The sequence below is a fragment of the Streptomyces sp. NPDC020845 genome (genome assembly GCF_044334165.1).
Lineage (GTDB): Bacteria > Actinomycetota > Actinomycetes > Streptomycetales > Streptomycetaceae > Streptomyces.
In genome coordinates this window covers 1-19,859 of the sequence record NZ_JBIRSJ010000017.1, presented here as the reverse complement: position 1 = coordinate 19,859, position 19,859 = coordinate 1, and the positions used below count along the sequence as shown (strand labels likewise).

General features: G+C 71.5%; 20 protein-coding genes and 1 pseudogene. 6 read left to right on the top strand and 15 right to left on the bottom strand.

The features are described 5' to 3' along the window. Positions 1-114 precede the first annotated feature (114 nt). The 5 genes from ACH4U7_RS38655 to ACH4U7_RS38635 form a co-directional block, all read right to left on the bottom strand. On the bottom strand, positions 115-795 hold the full coding sequence (locus ACH4U7_RS38655) for a DedA family protein (protein WP_398532451.1): 681 nt from the start codon (positions 793-795) through the stop codon (positions 115-117). Between the two features lie 247 nt (positions 796-1,042). Then, the gene (locus tag ACH4U7_RS38650; RefSeq protein ID WP_385625284.1) at positions 1,043-1,522 is read right to left on the bottom strand and encodes a DoxX family protein; all 480 of its coding nucleotides are present in this window, start codon (positions 1,520-1,522) and stop codon (positions 1,043-1,045) included. Between the two features lie 42 nt (positions 1,523-1,564). Then, complete coding sequence (locus tag ACH4U7_RS38645; RefSeq protein ID WP_398532450.1) at positions 1,565-3,592, bottom strand: FAD/NAD(P)-binding protein; 2,028 nt, start codon at positions 3,590-3,592, stop codon at positions 1,565-1,567. A gap of 181 nt (positions 3,593-3,773) precedes the next feature. Then, positions 3,774-5,525, bottom strand: coding sequence for an alkaline phosphatase D family protein (locus tag ACH4U7_RS38640; RefSeq protein ID WP_398532449.1), 1,752 nt, complete (start codon positions 5,523-5,525; stop codon positions 3,774-3,776). Between the two features lie 130 nt (positions 5,526-5,655). Next, entirely contained in the window at positions 5,656-6,327 is a 672-nt protein-coding gene (locus ACH4U7_RS38635) for an HNH endonuclease family protein (protein ID WP_398532448.1), read from the bottom strand. Between the two features lie 460 nt (positions 6,328-6,787). On the opposite strand from ACH4U7_RS38635, the gene ACH4U7_RS38630 reads away from it, so the two are divergent. Further along, a complete protein-coding gene (locus ACH4U7_RS38630) occupies positions 6,788-7,369 on the top strand; it encodes a TMEM165/GDT1 family protein (RefSeq protein ID WP_398532447.1) in 582 nt (193 codons plus the stop codon). An 87-nt stretch (positions 7,370-7,456) separates the two neighbouring features. On the opposite strand, the gene ACH4U7_RS38625 is transcribed toward ACH4U7_RS38630, so the two are convergent. Further along, positions 7,457-8,119: an HAD-IA family hydrolase gene (locus ACH4U7_RS38625; protein ID WP_398532446.1), complete on the bottom strand. Its 663-nt coding sequence runs from the start codon at positions 8,117-8,119 to the stop codon at positions 7,457-7,459. A 137-nt stretch (positions 8,120-8,256) separates the two neighbouring features. Continuing rightward, on the bottom strand, positions 8,257-9,552 hold the full coding sequence (locus ACH4U7_RS38620) for a peptidoglycan-binding protein (protein ID WP_398532445.1): 1,296 nt from the start codon (positions 9,550-9,552) through the stop codon (positions 8,257-8,259). Between the two features lie 240 nt (positions 9,553-9,792). Between ACH4U7_RS38620 and ACH4U7_RS38615 the strand changes: the two genes are divergently transcribed. Continuing rightward, on the top strand, positions 9,793-11,868 hold the full coding sequence (locus tag ACH4U7_RS38615; protein ID WP_398532444.1) for a DHA2 family efflux MFS transporter permease subunit: 2,076 nt from the start codon (positions 9,793-9,795) through the stop codon (positions 11,866-11,868). A 171-nt stretch (positions 11,869-12,039) separates the two neighbouring features. On the opposite strand, the gene ACH4U7_RS38610 is transcribed toward ACH4U7_RS38615, so the two are convergent. Next, positions 12,040-12,636 (bottom strand): GNAT family N-acetyltransferase, encoded by a 597-nt coding sequence (locus ACH4U7_RS38610; RefSeq protein WP_398532443.1) that lies wholly within the window; start codon positions 12,634-12,636, stop codon positions 12,040-12,042. A 176-nt stretch (positions 12,637-12,812) separates the two neighbouring features. Between ACH4U7_RS38610 and ACH4U7_RS38605 the strand changes: the two genes are divergently transcribed. Further along, entirely contained in the window at positions 12,813-13,451 is a 639-nt protein-coding gene (locus ACH4U7_RS38605) for a hypothetical protein (RefSeq protein WP_398532442.1), read from the top strand. After that, positions 13,451-13,843: a hypothetical protein gene (locus ACH4U7_RS38600; protein WP_398532441.1), complete on the top strand. Its 393-nt coding sequence runs from the start codon at positions 13,451-13,453 to the stop codon at positions 13,841-13,843. The genes ACH4U7_RS38605 and ACH4U7_RS38600 overlap by 1 nt, the downstream gene beginning before the upstream one ends. Positions 13,844-13,853: 10 nt before the next feature. Here the strand turns inward: ACH4U7_RS38600 and ACH4U7_RS38595 are convergent, their stop codons facing one another. Both ACH4U7_RS38595 and ACH4U7_RS38590 read right to left on the bottom strand, forming a co-directional pair. Continuing rightward, a complete protein-coding gene (locus ACH4U7_RS38595; protein ID WP_398532440.1) occupies positions 13,854-14,285 on the bottom strand; it encodes a protein-tyrosine phosphatase family protein in 432 nt (143 codons plus the stop codon). A gap of 22 nt (positions 14,286-14,307) precedes the next feature. Next, entirely contained in the window at positions 14,308-14,790 is a 483-nt protein-coding gene (locus tag ACH4U7_RS38590; RefSeq protein ID WP_398532439.1) for a hypothetical protein, read from the bottom strand. A 685-nt stretch (positions 14,791-15,475) separates the two neighbouring features. Here ACH4U7_RS38590 and ACH4U7_RS38585 point away from each other — a divergent pair. Continuing rightward, positions 15,476-16,240: an SDR family NAD(P)-dependent oxidoreductase gene (locus ACH4U7_RS38585; protein ID WP_398532438.1), complete on the top strand. Its 765-nt coding sequence runs from the start codon at positions 15,476-15,478 to the stop codon at positions 16,238-16,240. A 69-nt stretch (positions 16,241-16,309) separates the two neighbouring features. Here ACH4U7_RS38585 and ACH4U7_RS38580 read toward each other — a convergent pair whose 3' ends face one another. The 5 genes from ACH4U7_RS38580 to ACH4U7_RS38560 all read right to left on the bottom strand — a co-directional run bounded on the left by ACH4U7_RS38580 (position 16,310) and on the right by ACH4U7_RS38560 (position 19,170). Beyond that, the gene (locus ACH4U7_RS38580; RefSeq protein ID WP_398532437.1) at positions 16,310-16,918 is read right to left on the bottom strand and encodes a TetR/AcrR family transcriptional regulator; all 609 of its coding nucleotides are present in this window, start codon (positions 16,916-16,918) and stop codon (positions 16,310-16,312) included. Between the two features lie 35 nt (positions 16,919-16,953). Beyond that, the gene (locus tag ACH4U7_RS38575; RefSeq protein ID WP_398532436.1) at positions 16,954-17,280 is read right to left on the bottom strand and encodes an antibiotic biosynthesis monooxygenase family protein; all 327 of its coding nucleotides are present in this window, start codon (positions 17,278-17,280) and stop codon (positions 16,954-16,956) included. Between the two features lie 52 nt (positions 17,281-17,332). After that, entirely contained in the window at positions 17,333-18,433 is a 1,101-nt protein-coding gene (locus ACH4U7_RS38570) for a protein-L-isoaspartate O-methyltransferase (protein WP_398532435.1), read from the bottom strand. Between the two features lie 71 nt (positions 18,434-18,504). Further along, the gene (locus ACH4U7_RS38565; RefSeq protein ID WP_398532434.1) at positions 18,505-18,666 is read right to left on the bottom strand and encodes a hypothetical protein; all 162 of its coding nucleotides are present in this window, start codon (positions 18,664-18,666) and stop codon (positions 18,505-18,507) included. A 177-nt stretch (positions 18,667-18,843) separates the two neighbouring features. Next, positions 18,844-19,170, bottom strand: a complete 327-nt coding sequence (locus ACH4U7_RS38560) for a hypothetical protein (protein ID WP_398532433.1) — start codon at positions 19,168-19,170, stop codon at positions 18,844-18,846. Between the two features lie 293 nt (positions 19,171-19,463). Between ACH4U7_RS38560 and ACH4U7_RS38555 the strand changes: the two are divergent. Next, a pseudogene (locus ACH4U7_RS38555) lies at positions 19,464-19,859 on the top strand (hypothetical protein); the annotation flags it as partial.

The window sequence follows — 19,859 nt, the reverse complement described above, 5'->3', positions numbered from 1 at the left end:
GGCCGGGGCCGCGGGGCAAGGTCTTCTCGTGACATCGAGCGGCGTCGTGCGGTGTCGTGTGACATCGAGTGGGGTGGCATCGAGTGGCGTCGGGTCGGTTGACGTCGGCTCTGCCTACGCCTGTCCGGCTCCGCTCACTGCCGGCTGCGCCGCCGGGAGCGGCTGCTCCTCGTCGACGGGGCGCTTCATCACGTACGCCGCGCCCGCACCGGCCGCGAAGAGCGCGAGCACCGAGACCGCCGTGCCCAGCCAGGTGGCGCCGAGCCACTGGCCGCCCACGTAACCCAGGCTCACGCTGTAGGCGGCCCAGGCCAGTCCGGCAACCGCCGACCAGGGCAGGAACTCCTTGGCCCGGCGGTGCGCCGCGCCCGCGCCGAGGCTGACGACGGATCGTCCGGCGGGCGCGAAGCGGGCTATGACGACCAGCGCGCCGCCGCCCTTGACCAGCGCCGTGCCCAACTTCTCCTGGGCGGAGGTCAGCCGGCGGGAGCGGGCGATGGCGCGGTCGAGGCGGTCGCTGCCGCGCCAGGCCAGCCGGTAGGCGACCATGTCGCCGAGGACGGAGGCGCTGGCGGCGCACAGCATGAGGGCGAACATCTGAGAGAAGTCGGCGGCGCCCGCCTGGACGCGTACGACGCCCACCGCGTCCACGGTGGTTCCGGCGGCGGCGGTGGCCGCCGTGATGACGAGGACACCGCTTGGCAGGACGGGGAGGAACACGTCAAGGAGAACGGACATGCCGACAACCGCGTAAATCCATGGGGTGTTGGTCAGCGACCCCAAATGTTCCAACAACGTTTCTCCCGATCCGGTTCCCCCCGGCCGCGTCGCCGCCGGGGAGCGGCGGATGCGGCCTTTCACAGCCATACAGCGTACGCCTGTGACGGGTGAGGATATCGGCAAGGAGGTGATGATGTTGTTCGAATCACGTCACACGGGGGTTTCCTCCCCGATGACGAAAGGGAGGTACCCCCGCATAACGTGATCTGCGGCTTGGAGCGGACGTTCAGGCAGATGCTCGGGCGACTGCTCGGGCGACGGTTCAGACCGCGGTCGGCTGACGGTGTGTCTCGGGGGCGGTGACGGTCTGGCGCGCCGAGCCGAGGAAGCGGTCGAGGGCCCAGGGACCGGGGCCGGTGAAGACGATGAGCAGGAACGCCCAGCAGAACATCGCGGCCGCCTCGCCGCCGTTCTGGATGGGCCACAGCTTCTCGGGCTGGTGCTCGTGGAAGTACGCGTACGCCATCGAGCCGGAGCAGATGAACGCCGCGCTGCGGGTGCCCAGGCCGAGCAGCACCAGGCCGCCGCCGACGAGCTGGATCACGGCCGCGTACCAGCCGGGCCAGGTGCCGGCGTCGACGGTCTTGCCGGTGCCCATGAGGCCGCCGAACCAGCCCAGCAGCGAGGAGGCGCCGTGGCAGAAGAAGAGCAGGCCGACGACTATGCGGAAGAGCGAGAGGACATACGGTCTCGTGCCGTCCAGGCGATCGGCGAGACCTTGGGGGGTGGCGGACGGGGACATGGGGACTGCTCCTTGTTCCGGGGACGGGAAACAATGGGACAGTCAGGTTAGGTTCCCCTTATCTTTTGTTGCAAGTTCAAGTTCCGCCAAATTTGCCTCCGCCGCGCGCAGCGCCGCACGGGCCACCGCATCGGTGTCGCACAAGGTCACCGAGTTGACCCCGGGCCGCGCACCCGCCGCTGTCACCCAGTGCACGCCCTCCGTCGGCACCCCGATCGCAAAGCGCCGGGGATGGGGTCGCCCCTCCGCGTCCACCAGGCGATATGGGCTCGGGGTGACATCCAGACCGCCCGTCTCGTAGCCCTCCACCCGGTGTGGACGGCACCCCCCGGTGCGCAGCAGCCGGTCCAGCAGCGGGTCCGCCGTCCGCCGCAGATCGGGCTCCGGCAGCCGCGCCTCGATCAGCGTCGTCGCGATCACCACAGGGCCCGGCACCCGCGCCGAGTGCCCCCCGAAACCGGGGGTTCCACCCGGCTCCGCGGCGGTCACTTCGGTCACCTCCAGATGCGGACCGAGAACGTCCAGCACCCCCGCCTCGATCAGCGCGGCCATCTCCTCGATGCGGCGGCGCGGCGGGCCGATCGACAAAAAGGCGTTGAGCGGGGTGTACCAGCGATCGAGATGGGACCGCCGGGACAGCCCCGACAGACCGCCGTGGTCGACGATTTGCCGCAGCTCATTGCGCAGATCACGAAATACGTCGAGGGCCGCCTTGACGGGGCCGGACACATTCCCGAGCCGGGCGTGGGCCACGTCCTCGCGCGCGTATCCCAACAGCCACCGCCGGAAGTCCTCCCGCCCGGTGAAGTCCCGGCCCCGGTGCGGATGGGCCACCGAATCCCAGCACCATCGGTCGGCCGGTGCGACGCCGAAATCGTCCAGCACCGCCGCCTCTTCCGCCCCGCCGTGCTCGGTGGCCAGAAAACGCCCCCTGAAGCTCGTGGGGCCCGTAGATCCCTGGCGTCCCGGCCGACTCTGCTGGCTCGATTCACCCGGCTGCCCCTGCCGGCCCGGCACGTTCGAGGAGTCCGGGCGGTCCGAGCGGCCCGGCCGTTCCGAGTGGCCCAGCAGCGCCTCGTAATAGACCGTCTCGGCCTCTTTGGCGACCAGCGGCCAGACCTCGGTGAGGAAGTCCGGCGGATCGCCGGATTCCGCGCGCTTGCGGAAGTGGCTGATCACCTCGGGCGTCAGCAGCAGCGGATGGTGGCGCCCGTGGGCACCCTTCGCGTTGTCGCCCCGCGCGTGGTACGGAATGCCGCGCCGGGAGCCCGCGTACAGCCGTGGCTCACGGCCCGAGGGGCGATACACCAGCTTGCCGCCCTCGCTGTCGCCGTCGCTCGGTGCGAAGCTGCCGCCGCGGCCGGCCGTCAGCAGCGCCATGTGGTCGAAGAAGTTGAGGCCCAGGCCGCGCAGCAGTACGGGCTCGCCGGGCGCGATGGGCGACAGGTCGACGTCGGCCGGGTTGGCGGGCGGGTAGTAGCGCAGCCCGTGGCGCTCGGCATGGGCGGCGAACCGTTCCTCCGCCGCGTCCGCCACCGTCGGCAGATGGCCCTGGGCGAGCACGACCGCCCGCAGCCCGTCGAGCCGGCTGCCGTCCTCCAGGGTCAGCACCTGCTCGCCGTCCGGGCGTTCCTCGAGGCGTACGGCGCGCGCGGCGTGCACCTGGACGGTCACCGTGTCCGGCGCGCCCCGCACCACCTCCCCGAACACCCACTCCAGATAGCGGCCGTAGAGCGCGCGGCTGGGGTAGTCGTCCGGGCCGAGGGCCGGGTCGAGCCCGCGGGCGGCGACCCACTCGTGCAGGCTCGGCCCGGTGCGGACCGGCCCCTCGCATTCGACGCTGGCGTCGGTGAAGAGGGTGACCTGTGAGGCCACGGTGTTCATCAGCAACTCGCCCGGCTGGGCCGTACGCCACACTCGGCCGGCGCCGGGCGGGGACGGATCCACCATGTGGACGGTGAGCCGCGCGTGGGGCGCGAGTTCTGGGGCCGAGGCGCATAGCCGCTCGAGCACGCTGGTGCCGCGGGGACCGGCACCGACGACGGCTATGGCGTGGGGGTCTCCGGCCAAGATTGTGTCTCCCGGGGCAGATGTGACTCAGGGTTCGCCCATCATGCCGCTCGGCTCCCGGGAATCGCGCCGAGGCAGGGAACTCCGGCCTCCGTTGTGGGAGGGATCACGCCGGGTTGGTGTTTCGACGCACGGCCACAATTCGACTGCGGGAGGCGCTGATCGACGGCGGGGGTGTGGGTCAGCCCTCTGGCCAGTCCGCTTCCAGGGCCGTGACCAGCCGCGCCCCGCCGCCCGACGGATCGGGCTGTGCCTGGTCGAGCCGCAGCCGCGCGGAACGCCCGCGCAGCGTCAGCGTCATCAGCTGGTTGCCGAACCACGGGCCGCCCGTCTTGCGCCAGTCGAGGCGGCTCGGGGTGACTCGTCCGTGCCGGGCGAAGGCGCGGCCGAGCCGGCGGCCCGCCCGGCTCCAGCCGAACCGGAAACCGAGCCGGATCGAGGCGTAAGTGCGGTTGTGCACGGGCGAACACGTCAGCTGCCGCACCTGGCTGTCCGGCGGCTGCGGCCAGCGCGACCAGTCGGGCTCGGCGACATACGCATGGTGCACATCGCCGGACAGCACACTGATCGTCGCCGGCGCCGCGGGCCCGCCGCCGACCTTCGCGATCAGCTCGGTCAGCGCGTCGAAGGACGCAGGGAAGGCGGCCCAGTGCTCCAAGTCGCCGCGCTGCCGCAGGTCTTCCGCGATCCGCGCCCAGCGCGGGCCGCGCTTGCCGCGGCACACCGCGGCGTTCCACGCCTCCACGTCATGGACGAAGTGCGGCAGCAGCCAGGGCAGTGAGGTGCCGATCAGGAGGTGGTCGTACGGCCCGGCGCGGCCGCTCGTGGCATAGCTGTCCGTGCCCTCCAGCGCCTGCTCGCGCAGCCACGCCAGCTCGGGCTCGGCGACCATCGCCCGCGCGCCCTCCTCCAGCACCCGCGCGGCCCGGGTGTCGACCATCAGCAGCCGCACCCGCCCGAAGTCGCGGCGGTAGCTCCAGCGGGCGTACGTGGGGTCGGCGTCGGCGCGGGCGGCGAACTCCCGCAGCAGATCCGTGCCGTCGCCCTCGGGCGCGGCCCGCACCGCCGCGTACAACTCGTCGGCGGCCAACTCGGCGGGGGAGAGGTTGCCCAGGTGCTGATGGACCCAGTACGACATCAGGCCGCTGAGGATCCGCTCCTGCCACCACGGGGTGGCGCGCATCTCCCGCTGCCATGCCTCACTGGTGTTCCAGTCGTCGATGACGTCATGGTCGTCGAAGATCATGCAGCTGGGGACGGTGGACAGCAGCCAGCGCACCTCGGGGTCCAGCCAGGACTCGTAGTAGAGCCGGGTGTACTCCTCGTAGTCGGCGACCTGCTGCCACGGGGGCTGGGTCACATCGCGCCGCGCGGCGAGCCAGCGGCGGGTCTCCTCGGAGGTCTCGTCCGCGTAGACCTGGTCGCCCAGCAAAACGAGCACGTCGGGGCGCTCGGCCCCGGGGGTGTGGGCGAGGGTGTGCGCCAGGGTGTCCAGGGCGTCGGGGCCCATCGGATCGGCCGAGGCGTCGGCGGGCGGCGCGGCCCACCGGCAGGAGCCGAACGCGACGCGCACGGCGTCGGGGGCGGCGTCAGGGTCCGTGGCGGAGCCGGTATCGGCATCGGAGGCGGAGGCGGAGGGCCGGGCGGGGGTGCGGATCGTGGAATCCGGGAAGCGGGAGTCGGGCAGCGGCCACACCTGCTCGCCGTCCAGCAGCACGCGGTAGGCCGTCTCGCCGCCCGGACGCAGCCCGGTGACCGGGATCAGCGCGTAGTGGTGGCCGGCGATCGACCAGGTGCGGGCCGCGCCACCCGCGCCGCCGGCGCAGCGCACCTCGGCCTCGCAAGGCCGGTCGGCCTCGATCCAGACCGTCGCGCTGGTGCCGGTTTCCCAGTCGACATGGCGCAGCAGCGGTCCCAGGCGCAACCCGGCCATCCGGCCCTCCTCCGTCGCTTGGTGGCGTGCAAGGCCTTACGGTACGGAACGACGAAGGAGGGCGCGGTGGTTCCGGTGCGGAGCCTTCAGCACCCGTTCGGGTCGTGCGGGACGTTGTCCGGACGGGGCCTCAGCAGCCGTTGAGGATGGAGCTGAGGGCGCTCTTCTCGGCGGAGTCGACCGACAGGCCGTAGTAGTACTTCACCTGCACCCAGGCGCGGGCGTAGGTGCAGCGGTACGAGGTGACCGGCGGCAGCCACTCGGCCGGGTCCTGGTCGCCCTTCGCCTGGTTCACGTTGTCCGTGACGGCGATCAGCTGCGGACGGGTCAGGTCGTTGGCGAACGACTGGCGGCGGGCGGTGGTCCACCCGCTCGCGCCGGAGTCCCAGGCCTCGGCGAGCGGGACGAGGTGGTCGATGTCCAGGTCGGAGGCGGCGGTCCAGGTGGCGTTGTCGTAGACGGAGCGCCAGGTGCCGCTGACGGCGGCGCAGCTGGAGTCCTGCTGCACGTTGGTGCCGTCGCGCTTGAGGACGACCTCACGGGTGTTGCAGGCGCCGCTCTGGGTGATCCAGTGGGGGAAGAGATCACGGTCGTAGCCCGTGCGGTCCTCCGTCGCCACGGTCAGCGAGGCGAGGTAGGTGCGGGCGGTGGCGGCGCTTACGGGGGTGGGCAGTGCCGCCTGGGCGGCCGGGCCGTTGAAGAGGCCCGCCAGGGCCATCAGACCGGTGGCCGCGGCCAGTACGCTCAGCCGTCGACGCGCGTAGAAGCCGCGCCGGGCGAAGGCGTTGCGTATTCGGGACATGCGAACTCCCTTGGAGTGGGGGACGGTTCGGCCCGGTGAGAGCCGGGTAACGCGGAGTTAATGCTGTCGCCGGAACGTTTCTCTCCGGAGTGCGACAGGTAACAGATTGGCGACATGGACACGTCATGTCGAGGGGTTCGGGCCCAGAGATTCCCTCGGGCCGGGCCCGCTCCCGGCCTCCCCGGGCCCCGCTCCCGGCCTCCCGGCCCCCTGGCTCCCGCACCGGGCGCGTCGCGTATCCTTGCGAACAGCAGAAGGGGAGTAGCTCTTCGCCGGACCGTCGACATACTGCCCGCCCCTCGTGGTGCGGGCCGGCGCCCGGAGCGTATGGCACCCGTCCCGATGGGGAGGTGCGTACGCCAGCGAGACCTTCGGCCGCAGTGTCCGACGCTGCCGTGCCGAAGCGACCCCTCCCCAAGGGCCCCTCTCGGTGCGGCCCGAGCCCCTTGAGGTAACCCCTGTGATCAGTCTCACCATCGCCGCCGTCGTCTTCGGCGTCGTCTTCCTGGCTGAGCTGCCCGACAAGACCGCCCTCGCCGGGCTGATGCTCGGCACCCGCTACCGCGCCTCGTACGTCTTCGTCGGGGTCGCCGCCGCCTTCGCGGTCCACGTCGTACTCGCGATCGCGGCGGGCAGCGTGCTCGGGCTGCTCCCGCACCGCCTCGTCCAGACGGTCGTCGGAGTGCTGTTCCTCGGGGGCGCGGCGATGCTGCTGCTGAAGAAGGACGACGGGGAGGAAGAGATCCGCACCCCCGCCGACCAGAGCTTCTGGAAGGTCTCGGGGGCGGGGTTCATGCTCATCCTGGTCGCGGAGTTCGGCGACCTGACCCAGATCATGACGGCCAACCTGGCCGCCCGCTACGACGACCCGCTGTCGGTCGGCCTCGGCGCCGTGCTGGCCCTGTGGGCGGTCGCGGGGCTCGGCATCCTGGGCGGCCGCACGCTGATGCGGTACGTACCGCTGCGGCTGATCACGAAGGTGGCGGCGCTGGTGATGCTGGCGCTGGCGGGGTTCAGCCTGTACGAGGCGGCGGCGGGCTGACGGCTCGCCGTACCCCGGCCCGTACGCCACAGCGTGAGACCCCCGGCCCGGCCGGGGGTCTCACGCTGTGCTGACCGGGCTGTGTTGTCAGTCCGCGAAGTGCAGGCGCAGGGTGCCCTCCGGCAGCGCCTCGACGCGGATCTGCTCCAGGTCCCGTACGTGTGCGTCAGGGGCGTGGCCCGCGGCTCGGGGGCCGACCCCGACGACCCGCATACCTGCCGCCCGGCCCGCCGCGATGCCCGCCTCGGAGTCCTCGAAGACGACGCAGTCCTCGGGGTCGAAGCCCAGCTCGGCCGCCCCCTTGAGGAAGCCCTCCGGGTCCGGCTTGCTCGCCCCGACGCACTCCGCCGTGACCCGCACGCTCGGCATCGGCAGCCCCGCCGCGTCCATCCGGGCGCGGGCCAGCCCCTCGTCGGCGGAGGTGACCAGGGCGTGCGGCAGGTCCGCGAGCGAGGCCAGGAAGGCGGGGGCGCCGGGGATGGGCACGACGCCGTCGACGTCCGAGGTCTCCCACTCCAGCATCCGCCGGTTGTCCGCCAGGTTCTCCTCCATGGGCCGCTCGGGGAGCAGCACCGCCATGGTGGCGTGCCCCTGCCGCCCGTGTACGACCTTGAGCATGCTCTCCGCGTCGAGCCCGTGCTCGGCGGCCCAGCGGCGCCAGCAGCGCTCCACCACGGCGTCGGAGTTCACGAGGGTGCCGTCCATGTCGAGGAGAAGGGCGCGGGCGGTGAACGGGGCGGTGGCCGGCATCGGCGTACTCCAAGGCGCGGTAAAAGAGACAAGTGGCTCCGCCCGCCGGTCAGGGAGTGCGGGCGGAACCACTTTGTTCCTCTACGATACAAAGACCTTGGCCGGTGCGCCAGTGGCACCGGCGGGGCCTTCGCGTTTTACGGTTCGTCGGTTCGCGACTCCAGAGCACGGCGCGTATTGGGCCCGTAGACCCCCTTCGGGTCGCCCTCCACCCCGTAGGTGTTCTGGAAGCTGGTCACCGCGTTCCGTACGCCGTCGTCGTACTCGCCGTCCGACGACCCCAGGTAGAGCAGCAGCTGGCCCAGCCGCTTCTGGAGCTCGACCACCTCGGAGCCGCTGTCGCCCTCCTGCAGCACGGGCGGGCCGGTGGGGGTCGGGGTCTCGGTCGGGCCGGGGGAGACGCTGCCGGTCGCGTCGGTCGCCGAGGGGGTGGGTGAGGTGGCCGACTTGGAGGGTGCCTTCGACTTCGAGGCCGACGGCGAGTGGCTGGGTCGCGGGCTCGCGCTCTCCTTCTTGGCGGCGGAAGGCGTCGTGGCGGGGGTGGTGGACGACGCCGAGGGCGAGGGCTTCTTGTCGGGCGACTTGTCGTCCTTGGTCGACGGGTCGTCGTCCGGTGCGCTGGAGCTCGGGTCCGACAGCGTCCGGTCGGCTTCCTGGTCGTGCTTCTTGTCCCCGCCCAGTAAGCCGGTGCCGAAGGCCAGCGTGCTCGCCACCGCCACCGCCGCGGCCCCCGAGAGCACCGCCACCACCGGGCCTCTGCGGCTCTTCCGGTGGCGCCCGGTGCCGGGCCCGGCACCGCCCCCGGCGGGAGCGGACGCGTCGGCCTCGGTCCGCGCGGCCTCGGCCGCCCCGATCCGGTCGGTCCGGTTGACCGGGCTGATCCGGTCGATGGGCTGCGTGACGGGCTCGAACGCCTGGGTCACCGCGGCGGCCCCCGCGGCCGCGGCGGTTCTGTGGTCTCTGCCCGCGTCTCTGCGCGCTCTGCCCGCTCCGGCCGCTGCTCCGTCCGCGCCGTCCGCTCTCCCGGCCTGGTCTCTCCCCGTCTGTTCGAGTTCCGCGTCCGCATCGTGGGCGTCGTGGTCCTCGCGGGCGGATCTACGGGTCGTCATGCGCTCGAACAGCCGTATGTCGCGGAGCTCGGGGCCCTTGCGGCGCTCTTCGCCGGCGAACGTGACGTACGGGCGTGGGCCCATGGGGTCGTCGCGTATCTCGTCGTCGAAGCCGTCGCGCGTGTCCTCACGCATGCTCTCGCGCATGCCCTCGCGCGTGTTCTCACGCAGGCTGTCGCGTATGCCGTCGCGGTCGTCGCGTATGTGGTCCTCGCTGTCGCCCGCCGCCGCGGCAGCCGCGGCGGCGCGCGCTGCACACGCGCAACCGGGGCGGCCGTTGTCGCGCGCCGGCGCGAAGCAGTGCGGGCAGAGGTCTGCCGTCACGGGTCTTTCCCTTCCTGGAGTCGCAGCGATTATGCAGAGCCTGTCATGTTCCGCGCAGCGCTTCCCAGTGAGTGTGGGCCTTCTCAGCAGGCCGTAACGAGACATAAAGGCGAGGATGGGGGTGAAGAACGCGGACCGGGACGAAGGCGACGAGTCAGGGACGAGTCGGCGGCTGGTCGAGGACGGAGCGCGGAGGCCCGCGCGCGGGCTGCCGCGCGCTGACAAGGTACGGAGTCACCCATGGCGCAGGACGCGAGCCCCTCGACCCCGGCCCCGGGCCCCGTGGCGCTCGGCCCGGGGGAGGACCGTACGAAGCGTACGGTCCTCGTGGCGATCGGCGCCCTGCTGCTCGGACTGCTGCTCGCCGCGCTCGACCAGACGATCGTCGCCACCGCCCTGCCCACGATCGTCAGCGATCTCGGCGGACTGTCGCATCTGTCCTGGGTCGTCACCGCGTATCTGCTCGCCTCGACCGCCGCCACCCCGCTGTGGGGCAAACTCGGCGACCAATACGGGCGCAAGAAGCTCTTCCAGGCCGCCATCGTCATCTTCCTCATCGGCTCGGCGCTGTGCGGGCTCGCCCGGAACATGCCGGAGCTGATCGTCTTCCGCGGGCTCCAGGGGCTGGGCGGCGGCGGGCTGATCGTGCTGTCGATGGCGATCGTCGGCGACATCGTCCCGCCCCGCGAACGCGGCCGCTACCAGGGGCTCTTCGGCGCGGTCTTCGGCGCCACGAGCGTCCTCGGGCCGCTGCTCGGCGGGCTCTTCGTCGACCACCTCAGCTGGCGCTGGGTCTTCTACATCAACATCCCCCTCGGCATCATCGCCCTCGCCGTCATCGCGACCGTGCTGCACATCCCGGTCCGCGGCGCCCGCCACACCATCGACTACCTCGGTACCCTCCTCATCGCCTCCGTCGCCGCTGCGCTGGTGCTGATGACCTCCCTCGGCGGCGTGACCTACCCCTGGGGCTCCTGGCAGATCGTCGGGCTCGCGCTGCTGGGGCTGGTGCTGCTGGTGGCCTTCGTACGGGTGGAGGGGCGCGCCGCCGAACCCGTGCTGCCGCTGTACCTCTTCCGCAGCCGCTCCTTCGCGGTCTGCTCGGTCATCGGCTTCGTGGTCGGCTTCGCGATGTTCGGCAGCATGACCTACCTGCCGACGTTCTTGCAGGTCGTACAGGGCGTCAGCCCGACCCTGTCCGGCGTCCACATGCTGCCGATGGTCTTCGGCATGCTGCTCGCCTCCACCGGCTCCGGCCAGGTCGTCAGCCGTACCGGCCACTACAAGGTCTTCCCGATCCTCGGCACCGGCGTCACCGCCGTCGGCCTGCTGCTTCTGCACCAGCTGCGGCCGTCCACCGGCGTGGCCGAGACCAGCGTGTACTTCTTCGTCTTCGGCTTCGGGCTCGGCCTGGTCATGCAGGTCCTGGTGACCATCGTGCAGAACTCCGTCCGCTACCAGGACCTCGGCGTCGCCACCTCCGGCAACACCTTCTTCCGCTCCATCGGCGGCTCCTTCGGCGTCTCCGTCTTCGGCACGATCTTCGCCAACAGCCTCGCCCCCCACCTCGCCAATGTGCTGGCCGGACAGCGGCTGCCGCCCGGCGTCGACCCCAGCGCGCTGAGTGCCGACCCCCGCGGGGTCCGGCTGCTGCCGGCGGCGCTGCGGGCGAGGGTGCTGGACGCGTACTCCGTCTCCATCACCGATGTGTTCCTGTACGCGGCGCCGTTCGTGCTGATCGCCTTCGTCCTGGCCTGGTTCCTGCACGAGGAGCCGCTGCGGGCCAGCGTCACCGCGCCCGAGGCCAGCGAGGTGGTCGCCAGCAACCCCGTCGAGCGCTCCTCGCACGACGAGGTCGCCCGCGCCCTCTCGCTGCTGGGCAGCCGCGAGGGCCGCAAACAGGTCTACGAGGACATCGCCAAGCGCGCCGGCCTCGACCTCAGACCGGCCGCGAGCTGGATGCTGCTGCGGATGACCCACTACGGCGCGGTCGAGCCCTACCTGCTGGCCGAGCGCTCGACCGCGCCGCCGTGGGTCATCACCGAAGCGGCCCGGCAGATCGAGGAGCGGGGGCTGGGCGCGCGCGACGGGGTGTCGCTCGTGCCGACCGAGGAAGGACGAAGGGTGGCGGAACGGCTCTACCGCGCCCGGGGGGAGTCGCTGGCGGAGCTCCTGGGCGACTGGTGGTCCCCGGACCGCCCGACCGATCTGATGGAGCTGGTGCGGGTGCTGAACCGGGAGCTGTGCGGCTCGGACGCGGAACAGCCGGGCGACGGCGGCGACGCACACCGCCCGGGACCGCCGCGGACGGCGTAGGCGGGATCGCGTAGCGGCTGCGCCGGGCGGACACCCCCGCCGGGTCGTCACCTCGCCGGGTCGTCACCTCGCCGGGTGGGCCCCCGCCGGGTGGGCGCCCCCGCCGGGTCGCGGCCTTGGCGGGTGGGCACCCCCGCCGAGTGGGCCCCCGCCGGGTCGCCGCGCTGGCGGTCAGCCGGCGACGCGGTTGCCGAGCTCCTTGCCTGCCTCCCTGTTCGCCTCCCTGTCCAGCTCCTTGCCCAGCCAGACCTCCGAGTACGGACCCTCGCAGAACGGCGGCACGTCCGCGTACCCGTGCCGTGCGTACAGGGCCCGCGCCTCGCGCAGATCCAGCCGCGTCTCCAGCACGATCCGCCCGGCGCCCAGCTCACGCGCGGCCGCCTCGGCCGCCGCGAGCAGCACGCCGCCCGCGCCCAGGCCGCGCTTGGCCGGCCGTACGAACATCCGCTTGAGCTCCGCCGTACGGCCGAGCCCCGGCTCCGCCGTACCGCCGCCCTCCAGCAGCCGTACGCCCGCGCAGCCTGCGAGCTCGCCGTCGTGGTGGGCCACCAGGAACACACCGTGCAGCGGGGCGAGGTCGTCGCTCGGCATCTCGGCGAGATGCTTGTCGATCTCCTCGGGGGTCGTGGAGCGCCCCTCGTACAGCTCGTACCAGCGGTCGGCGACATCGACGAGGTAGTCGCGCAGCAGACCGGCCGAGACCGGGTCGTCGACCGGGCGCGGGGCGACCGTCAAGGGCGCGCGGGGGCGGGGCGTGCTGGTGCTCATGGCAGGCATCGTGACAGCTGCCACCGGGACCCCGCACCCGAGTTACCGCCGGCCGCCCGAGGCGCCCGCTCCGCACGCCTGCCGAGACCCGTGAGTTTGAAGGCGGTGAAGGGGGCAACCCGGCGGACAACAGCCCCCGGACGGAAGGGGGCACGGGCGGAAGGCAGAAGCAGACCATGTCAACTGGCGTGAGTATCACCGTGGTTGTCGTCGCCGTCGTCCTCGTTGCCGCGCTCGCCGCGGGATTCATCCGAGCGCGCGACGGAGGTCGGAACCGTGCTCTGCGACGCCGCTTCGGGCCCGAGTACGACCTGACCGTCGCCCGCCACGCGGGCGATACGAGAGCGGCGGAGCGGGAGCTCGACGAGCGGCTGCGGCGGCACGGCCGCCTCAAGACCCGGCCGCTCTCCGGCGAGCTGCGCGAGCGGTACGTGGCCGAATGGGCCCGGGTGCAGGAGGAGTTCATCGAGCAGCCGGCCCGCGCCACGGCCGACGCCGACCAACTGCTGGCCCGGCTCGCCCACGACCGCGGCTTCCCCTCCGACCGCTACGACGAGCAGGTCGCGGCCCTGTCGGTGCACCACGCGGACAGCGTGCAGGGCTACCGCCAGGTCCACGCCGCCGCCCTGCGGGCCCGTGAGGGCCGGGCGGACACCGAGGAGCTGCGCGAGGCCGTGGTGCACGCCCGGGTCCTCTTCGAGGACCTGGTCAAGCCCCCGCACCACGGCGGCGACGGCACGCGGCCGCATGCGCATAGGCAAACGCACGCGCCGTGGGCGATGCGCGGCGGGAACCTGGGACGGGGTGACATCTGATGGCCGAGACCCACGATGCGACCCCGGCTCCACGCGCCGCAAGCGCCACGAGAGCCAAGGGGGCTGCGGGCACCACGGGGGCTTCGGGGGCCATTCCCGAGGTCCCCAACGGCCCCACCTTCCCGGTCCTCCCGCCGAGCGAGCAGGACGAGCTGGCCCGCCGCCTGAGGCAGGCGGTCAGCGGCTTCGTGGACGCCCCGCGCGACGCCGTGGAAGAGGCCGATCTGCTCCTCGACGAGCTGTCCGGCCGCCTCGCCGACCTCCTCGCCGACCGCCGCCGTACGCTCAAAGACGCCTGGCGGGAGAACGAGTCGGGCACCGTACGGACGGAAGACCTGCGGCTGGCCATGCGCGGCTACCGCAACGTCCTGGACCGGCTGCTGAGCATCTGAACGGGCTGGATCACGGGGCGAAGCGGGCCACGAAGCGGCGCTGCCAGGGGGTCTCGACGGCGCGCGGCGCGTAGTGCTCCCTGACGTAGCCGACCGCCTCGTGGCCCGGGACCCCGTCCAGCACGGCGAGGCAGGCCAGCGCCGTGCCGGTGCGGCCGACCCCGCCGCCGCAGGCGACCTCGACGCGTTCGCCCGCGGCGCGCTCCCACGCCTCGCGCAGCGCCTCCCCGGCCGCGGCACGGTCGGACGGCAGCCGGAAGTCCGGCCAGCGGACCCAGCGCGCCTCCCAGGAGACGGCGGGCGGCTCCTTGCCCAGCAGATACAGCGCGAAGCCGGGCTCCGGCCCGGCCGGCAGGGGGTGGCGCAGCCCCCTGCCCCGTACGAGTCGACCCGAAGGCAGCCGCAGTACGCCCGCCGCCGTGGGCTCCCAAGTAGTGATCATCCGAGCGAGCGTAGCCTCCGCGTCAGGCCGACGCGTCGATTGTGACGATGCCGACCGACTCGGCTCCGACAAGCAGCAGACAGGCCTGGAAGCCGTAGTCCTCATCCGAGACGTCGACCGGAAGGCCGATCCCGTACGCCGGCGGAGCCACACGGCCGGAGCCGTCAGTGACCTGCGCGGTGACGGTGTCGAACACGTCCCGGCCGAGGAAGACCACCAGCTGGTCGCCTGGGAAGCGGGGCTGAGGGTCGTCGTCGATGTCGTAGTCGTCGATGTCCCCCATGGCCCAGGCGCCGGTCCTGGCCTGCTCCAGATTGTGCTCGTCGAAGTCCGTCAGGACCCTCGCCAGAGTCTCGTCGTCCAGCCGGCGGAGATCGGCTTCGTCCTCCTCCCACCACTCGTCGTCCACCAGCTCCGCCCAGCGGTCCGACTTCGGCCACCACGCGCGGAACGCGGCGGGGGCGCGGCGATCTCGCCGTCCAGCACCCGGGAAGGGTCCGGCCACAGCCCATCGGAGGGCGGCGGGGCGGCCGAGGGGGCTATGGACAGCCGGAACGTGTCCCCGCCGAGATCTCGGCCGAGCAGATGCAGCTCATCGCCGAGCGGTTGGCCATCCGGCTCCGCGGCGACCGTGACACGTACCAGATCGCGAAAGCCTCCCGCCAGTTCCCTGGTCAGTGCGGCGATCAGCTCGCGAGCCCGTTCATCCAGCGTTTCGGATCCCGAAGAGAGTGCGTCGGTCAGCAGCCGGTGGACCTCTTCGGCCACTTCTCCGTCGGGGCGCGCGCTCGTCCATGGCACTCCCGGGTGCCCGATCGCATGGTTCAGCACCTCGACGGCCACCGGATGACGGTGCCCCGATGTCCCCTCGCCCGGGAACGCACCCGGGAACCGGCCGTACTCGGCAATCTCCGGCGGCGTCGGCGACGAGTCCCACGGCCGCTCACTCGGCGACGGCGCGCTCCCCATGACCGGCATCGACCAGTACGCGGGATACCCGGTCGCGGGCGTTGGGCAGGGGCAGCGGGCCGGCACACACCGAACTTTGGACTTGCGGGTCCAATTTTGGACTCGCACAGTGGGCACTGCGCCCTGGCCGTCCAGGGCCCCGTCCGGCCGGAGGCGGCATGCGGTTCGGCCGCGCGGTTTCACGGTGGAGATTCAAGCAAGATCAAGCAACGGAGTGGACCATGTCGATGCGGCTTGCGGGCAAGACCGCGCTGGTGACCGGCGCGACCAGCAACATCGGGCGGGCGATCGCGGAGGCATTCGCCGCCGAGGGGGCACAAGTCATCGTCTCGGGCCGCAGCGCCGAGCGCGGTCAGGAGGTCGTCGACGGGATCCGCGTACGCGGCGGCCAGGCCGACTTCGTACGGGCCGACCTGGACGGAAGCGCCGCTGCCTCGCAGGCGCTGGCCCAGGAGGCGACGCGGGTCCTCGGCGGCCGTGTCGACGTCCTGGTCAACAACGCCGGCATCTACCCCGGTGACCCGACCGCGGCCACCGACGAGAAGACCTTCGACCGGGTCTACGCGGTCAACGTGAAGGCACCGTTCTTCTTGACCGCGGCCGTCGCCCCCGCCATGGCGGAGTCCGGCGGTGGAGCGATCATCAACCTGGGCTCCTGGATCGCCCGGCTGGGCGTTCCCGTCGGCGCCCTGTACAGCTCCACCAAGGGGGCCATGGAGACCCTGACCCGGGCCTGGGCGGCGGAGTTCGGGCCGCAGGGCATACGCGTGAACGCGATCTCCCCGGGCGTGGTGCTGGCGCCGGACGCCGGAGCGGCCCACGCCGCCGAGGTGATGATGAAGGGCACCCCAGCGGGCCGGATGGGCACCCCCGACGCCATCGCGAGCGCCGCGGTGTACCTGGCCGCTGACGAGTCCTCATTCGTGCACGGCATCGTGCTCGACGTCGACGGCGGCCGTACGACCGCCGCCGTCATCGCCGCCTGAGGGGGCGGGGGTGGGCGGTTTCGGTGAAACCGCCCACCCCCGTCTCATGCCCGACGACCGGACGGCAGATCACGCCGCGGCGCGGCCCGCGTGGCGCAGATCCGCGATCCCCTGATCGAGAGCGGCACGCAAATGGGTGGACTGCCCCGTCGACAGCAGGATCGACACGCCCCCTTGGATCGCGGCCAGCAGCGCCGCGGCCCGCGCGTCGACATCGACATCGGCGGGAAGCCTGCCGTTCGCCTGCAACGCCCGGATGCCCGCCGCCAGGCTCTCCTGCCAGCGACGCATCAGCTCGATCACGATCGCCCGTGTCCCGGGAGTCGAACGCCCGATCTGAAGGAACAGCGACCCCAGCGGACACTGGTCCCCCTGGGCCTCGTAGCGCGTGATCACCACGTTCCGCCACTGCTCCCAGGCATCCCAGGAGTCGAGACAGCCCAGATAGGGCTGCTGGTCCTCCAGGACCTGATCCGCCTCGAACTGGGCCACGGCGACGAGCAGTTCATCCTTCCCGGCCGGGAAGTAGTGGAACAGCTGGCCCTTGCTGGTGCTGGTCCGCGCCATGATGTCGTCCAGCGTCGCCGAAGCGACGCCCATCTCCCGCAGCACCGCCGCGGCCCCCTCGACGATCCGGCTCCGGGTCGCCTTCCCCTTCGCCGTCAGCTCCCCGCGCAACGACCCACCTCCTCACCGCACGCCCTAGGGGGCGGTCAGTCCTGCTTGGGTCCGGTCTGCTGCACGACCTCGAAGGACCACAGCGTCGACCCGGAAGCGGCAGGCTTCTGCTGCGGCGCGCCCTCCCCGCCACGCTGGTGGGCCGCCTTCATCGGGCCCTCCATCCACGCCTGGAAGTCCTCCTCGCTGCGCCAGCGCGTATAGACGAGGTACTGGTCGGTGCCCTCCACCGGCCGCAACAGTTCGAACCACTCGAACCCGTCCGAGTTCTCGACCGTCCCGGCCCGCGACGCGAAGCGCTTCTCCAGCACCTCGCGCTGCTCCTCGGGGACCGTCAGCACATTGATCTTCACGATGCTCATGGAGCCATCCTGCCTCAGCGCCCCACCGACCCCGGGTGGGACCCGGCCGGGGTCACACAGACCAGGAGTCGGCCGGGTCGTCCAGCCACCCCCGCTGTCCCTCTGGCGTGACCGTAAGACCAAACCGGGTGTGCTCCGGCCTGCCCCGGTCTTTCCACCACCGGTATGCCGCCTCCACCTCGTCCCACAACCGGCGCGGGCCCGACTGCCAGACGCGCGTTGTGCCCCCATCGCGGAACATCGCACACGCCCAGGAGCGGTCACTCAGCCCGTAGAACCACACAGGCCGTGCCCCGTTGCGCTTGTCGGCCACGGCTTGGGCGCAATTCCGTACCCGGAGCCCCAGGGCGAAGGGGAGCGCCGTGTACTGGCCGGTGACAAAATCGGACTCCGTCACGTCTGTGGTGGACGTATCGGCATGGTCGAAGCCGTCCGACGGAACGTAATCCCCATGATCCCGGGCAGGTAGGCGTTGTGCCCTCGTCTTCATGAATTCGACGGGCCGGACGAAGCGGCCCGACGCTGTCCCGCCCTTCACCACCAGTCGGGCCACGGCGTCGGCATGGGAGTAGTGGGTCCCCCACGGGGCCAGGATGATGCCACCCTGTCGGGTCTGCTCGACCCACGCCCCGGGGATCTCCCGGAGCCCGACCGTGGCCAGGACGCGGTCATACGGCGCGTTGCTGATGCAGCCCTTGATCCCGTCGCCCGCTATGACGTCGGGGTACAGCCCGGCCGCGCACAACCGTTCGCGGGCCCGCGTCGACACGGCGCGGTCCACCTCCACCGTGGTGACGTTACGACCGCCACAGCGGTGTGTCAGCGCCCCGGCCGTCTCGCCCGTGCCGGTGCCCACGTCGAGCACGCTCATGCGCTCGTGAATGTCCAGGGCTTGGAGCATCGCGTAGTTGACGGAAGGCATGGAGGAGGAACTGGTGGACAGCCTCCCCGGTGCGGTTCCGGTGTGCTTGCCGTCGTCCCACTGGGTGACGATGGGGACATTGCTGTCCACTGCGCCGTACCAGGCATCGGGGTCAGCGGCCCTGTCCACACTGACGCTCGTACCGGTGTCCATGTCGAACGGCCACATCAGGTCAGGCAGAAAGGCGGCTCGGTCGACCGCCGCGAAGGTCGGAGCCCAGTCTGGCGACATCGCACGCGTTTCAAGGAGGATCCGCCCCAGCTCCTCGCGGCTGGGGCGGTCCCGTCGTACGGAGTCGGGTGTCACTTGCGGTGCGTCCCATCGCCGGGCGGGGTGTCGCCGTCGGGCGATGGGGGCTCCTGCGGAGGCGTCCAGGGCTGGCCGGGGTGTCCGTCGTCTCCCTCTCCGCCGCCTCCGCCGTGCTGTCCGCCATCGGCAGCGGTGATGATCTGCATGTTGCTCATGTTGTGTGTCGTCCCTTCGACTGGATCGTTGTTACGTACTCCACGCCACCGGCCACCTATTGAGTAACGCTGTCGGCCGCCGGCAAAGCGGATCGGTTCGCGGCCGCGAACCGGGACGGGCACGACCTGCCGCCCCTCTGACGCACCTGACTGGGATTGGCTCATTCGCACGCCCCTCTAAGGCTCCAGATGGACCTGCGGGCCGTCGTGCGGCTCGCCGTTGGCTGAGGCAAGCCGTCCGCCCCGACTTTCGGCGACCCGCAGCGCGTCGCGCAGCGCCTCACACAGGCACTTCGCGAGGAACCGCAGCTCCCGCACGTCTGCCCTGTGATCGCAGAGCATTTCGCCCGCATGTCCGAGGAGTTGGGCCCCTGCCCTGAGCTGCATCGCCTCCATCTCATCGGCGAGTCTCGACAGACGACTGTCACCGTCGTCATCCGTCACGAGATAGCAGCGTTTCCCGGCCGAGTTCGGCCACGGCAGCAGGCGGGGCCGCTTGCTCATGTCGCCACCGCCTTCACACCGTGCCCGATGGTTCCGATATGGCGGCCGGGGGCGGGCAGCATCAGCCGCAAGAGCCCGTCCACGATTCGGGGGATATTCTTCTGCATGTTGACGCTCCTACACAGCGTTGGCCGTGCCCCCGGACCACGCCCGGTCGCGGGGGTCTGGCGTGTCTGCCAACTGTGCTTTCTTCCAACGGCACTGACTTCCCGACCGTGGGTATCCCCATCATGGGTAGGCTGACGTTCCGGGCATTGCGACACACTGTCACCAGCAGGCGCGACGGGGTACCTATGACCGTTTACCAACCACCGACAGCGCTACCGCGTGAACTGCTCAACCACGCGGAGATGCGGGCTGCGATCGTGGCTCACGACTTCGGTGCTGTCTTCTCACTGGCCCGTGACCTGGCCAAGATCAGCTATTCGAAGATCGCTGCTGAGTGTGACATCAAGCCCGAGCGAGTGGGCACCCTGGCACGTGGCCAGGGTCGCATTAGCTCATTCCAAAAGATCGCAACGATTGCCGATGCCTTACGTATCCCCGGACACCTACTCGGCCTTGCTCCCCGTGAATGGGAAGCAGTAAGCCCGTCTGAGTGGGCGGTTCGTAAGGCTATGTCCGTTTCCGGCTGGGGGTGGGCGCAAGGTCGCTGGTGGAGGTTCCGTCGGCTATTGCTTCCGGGTGAA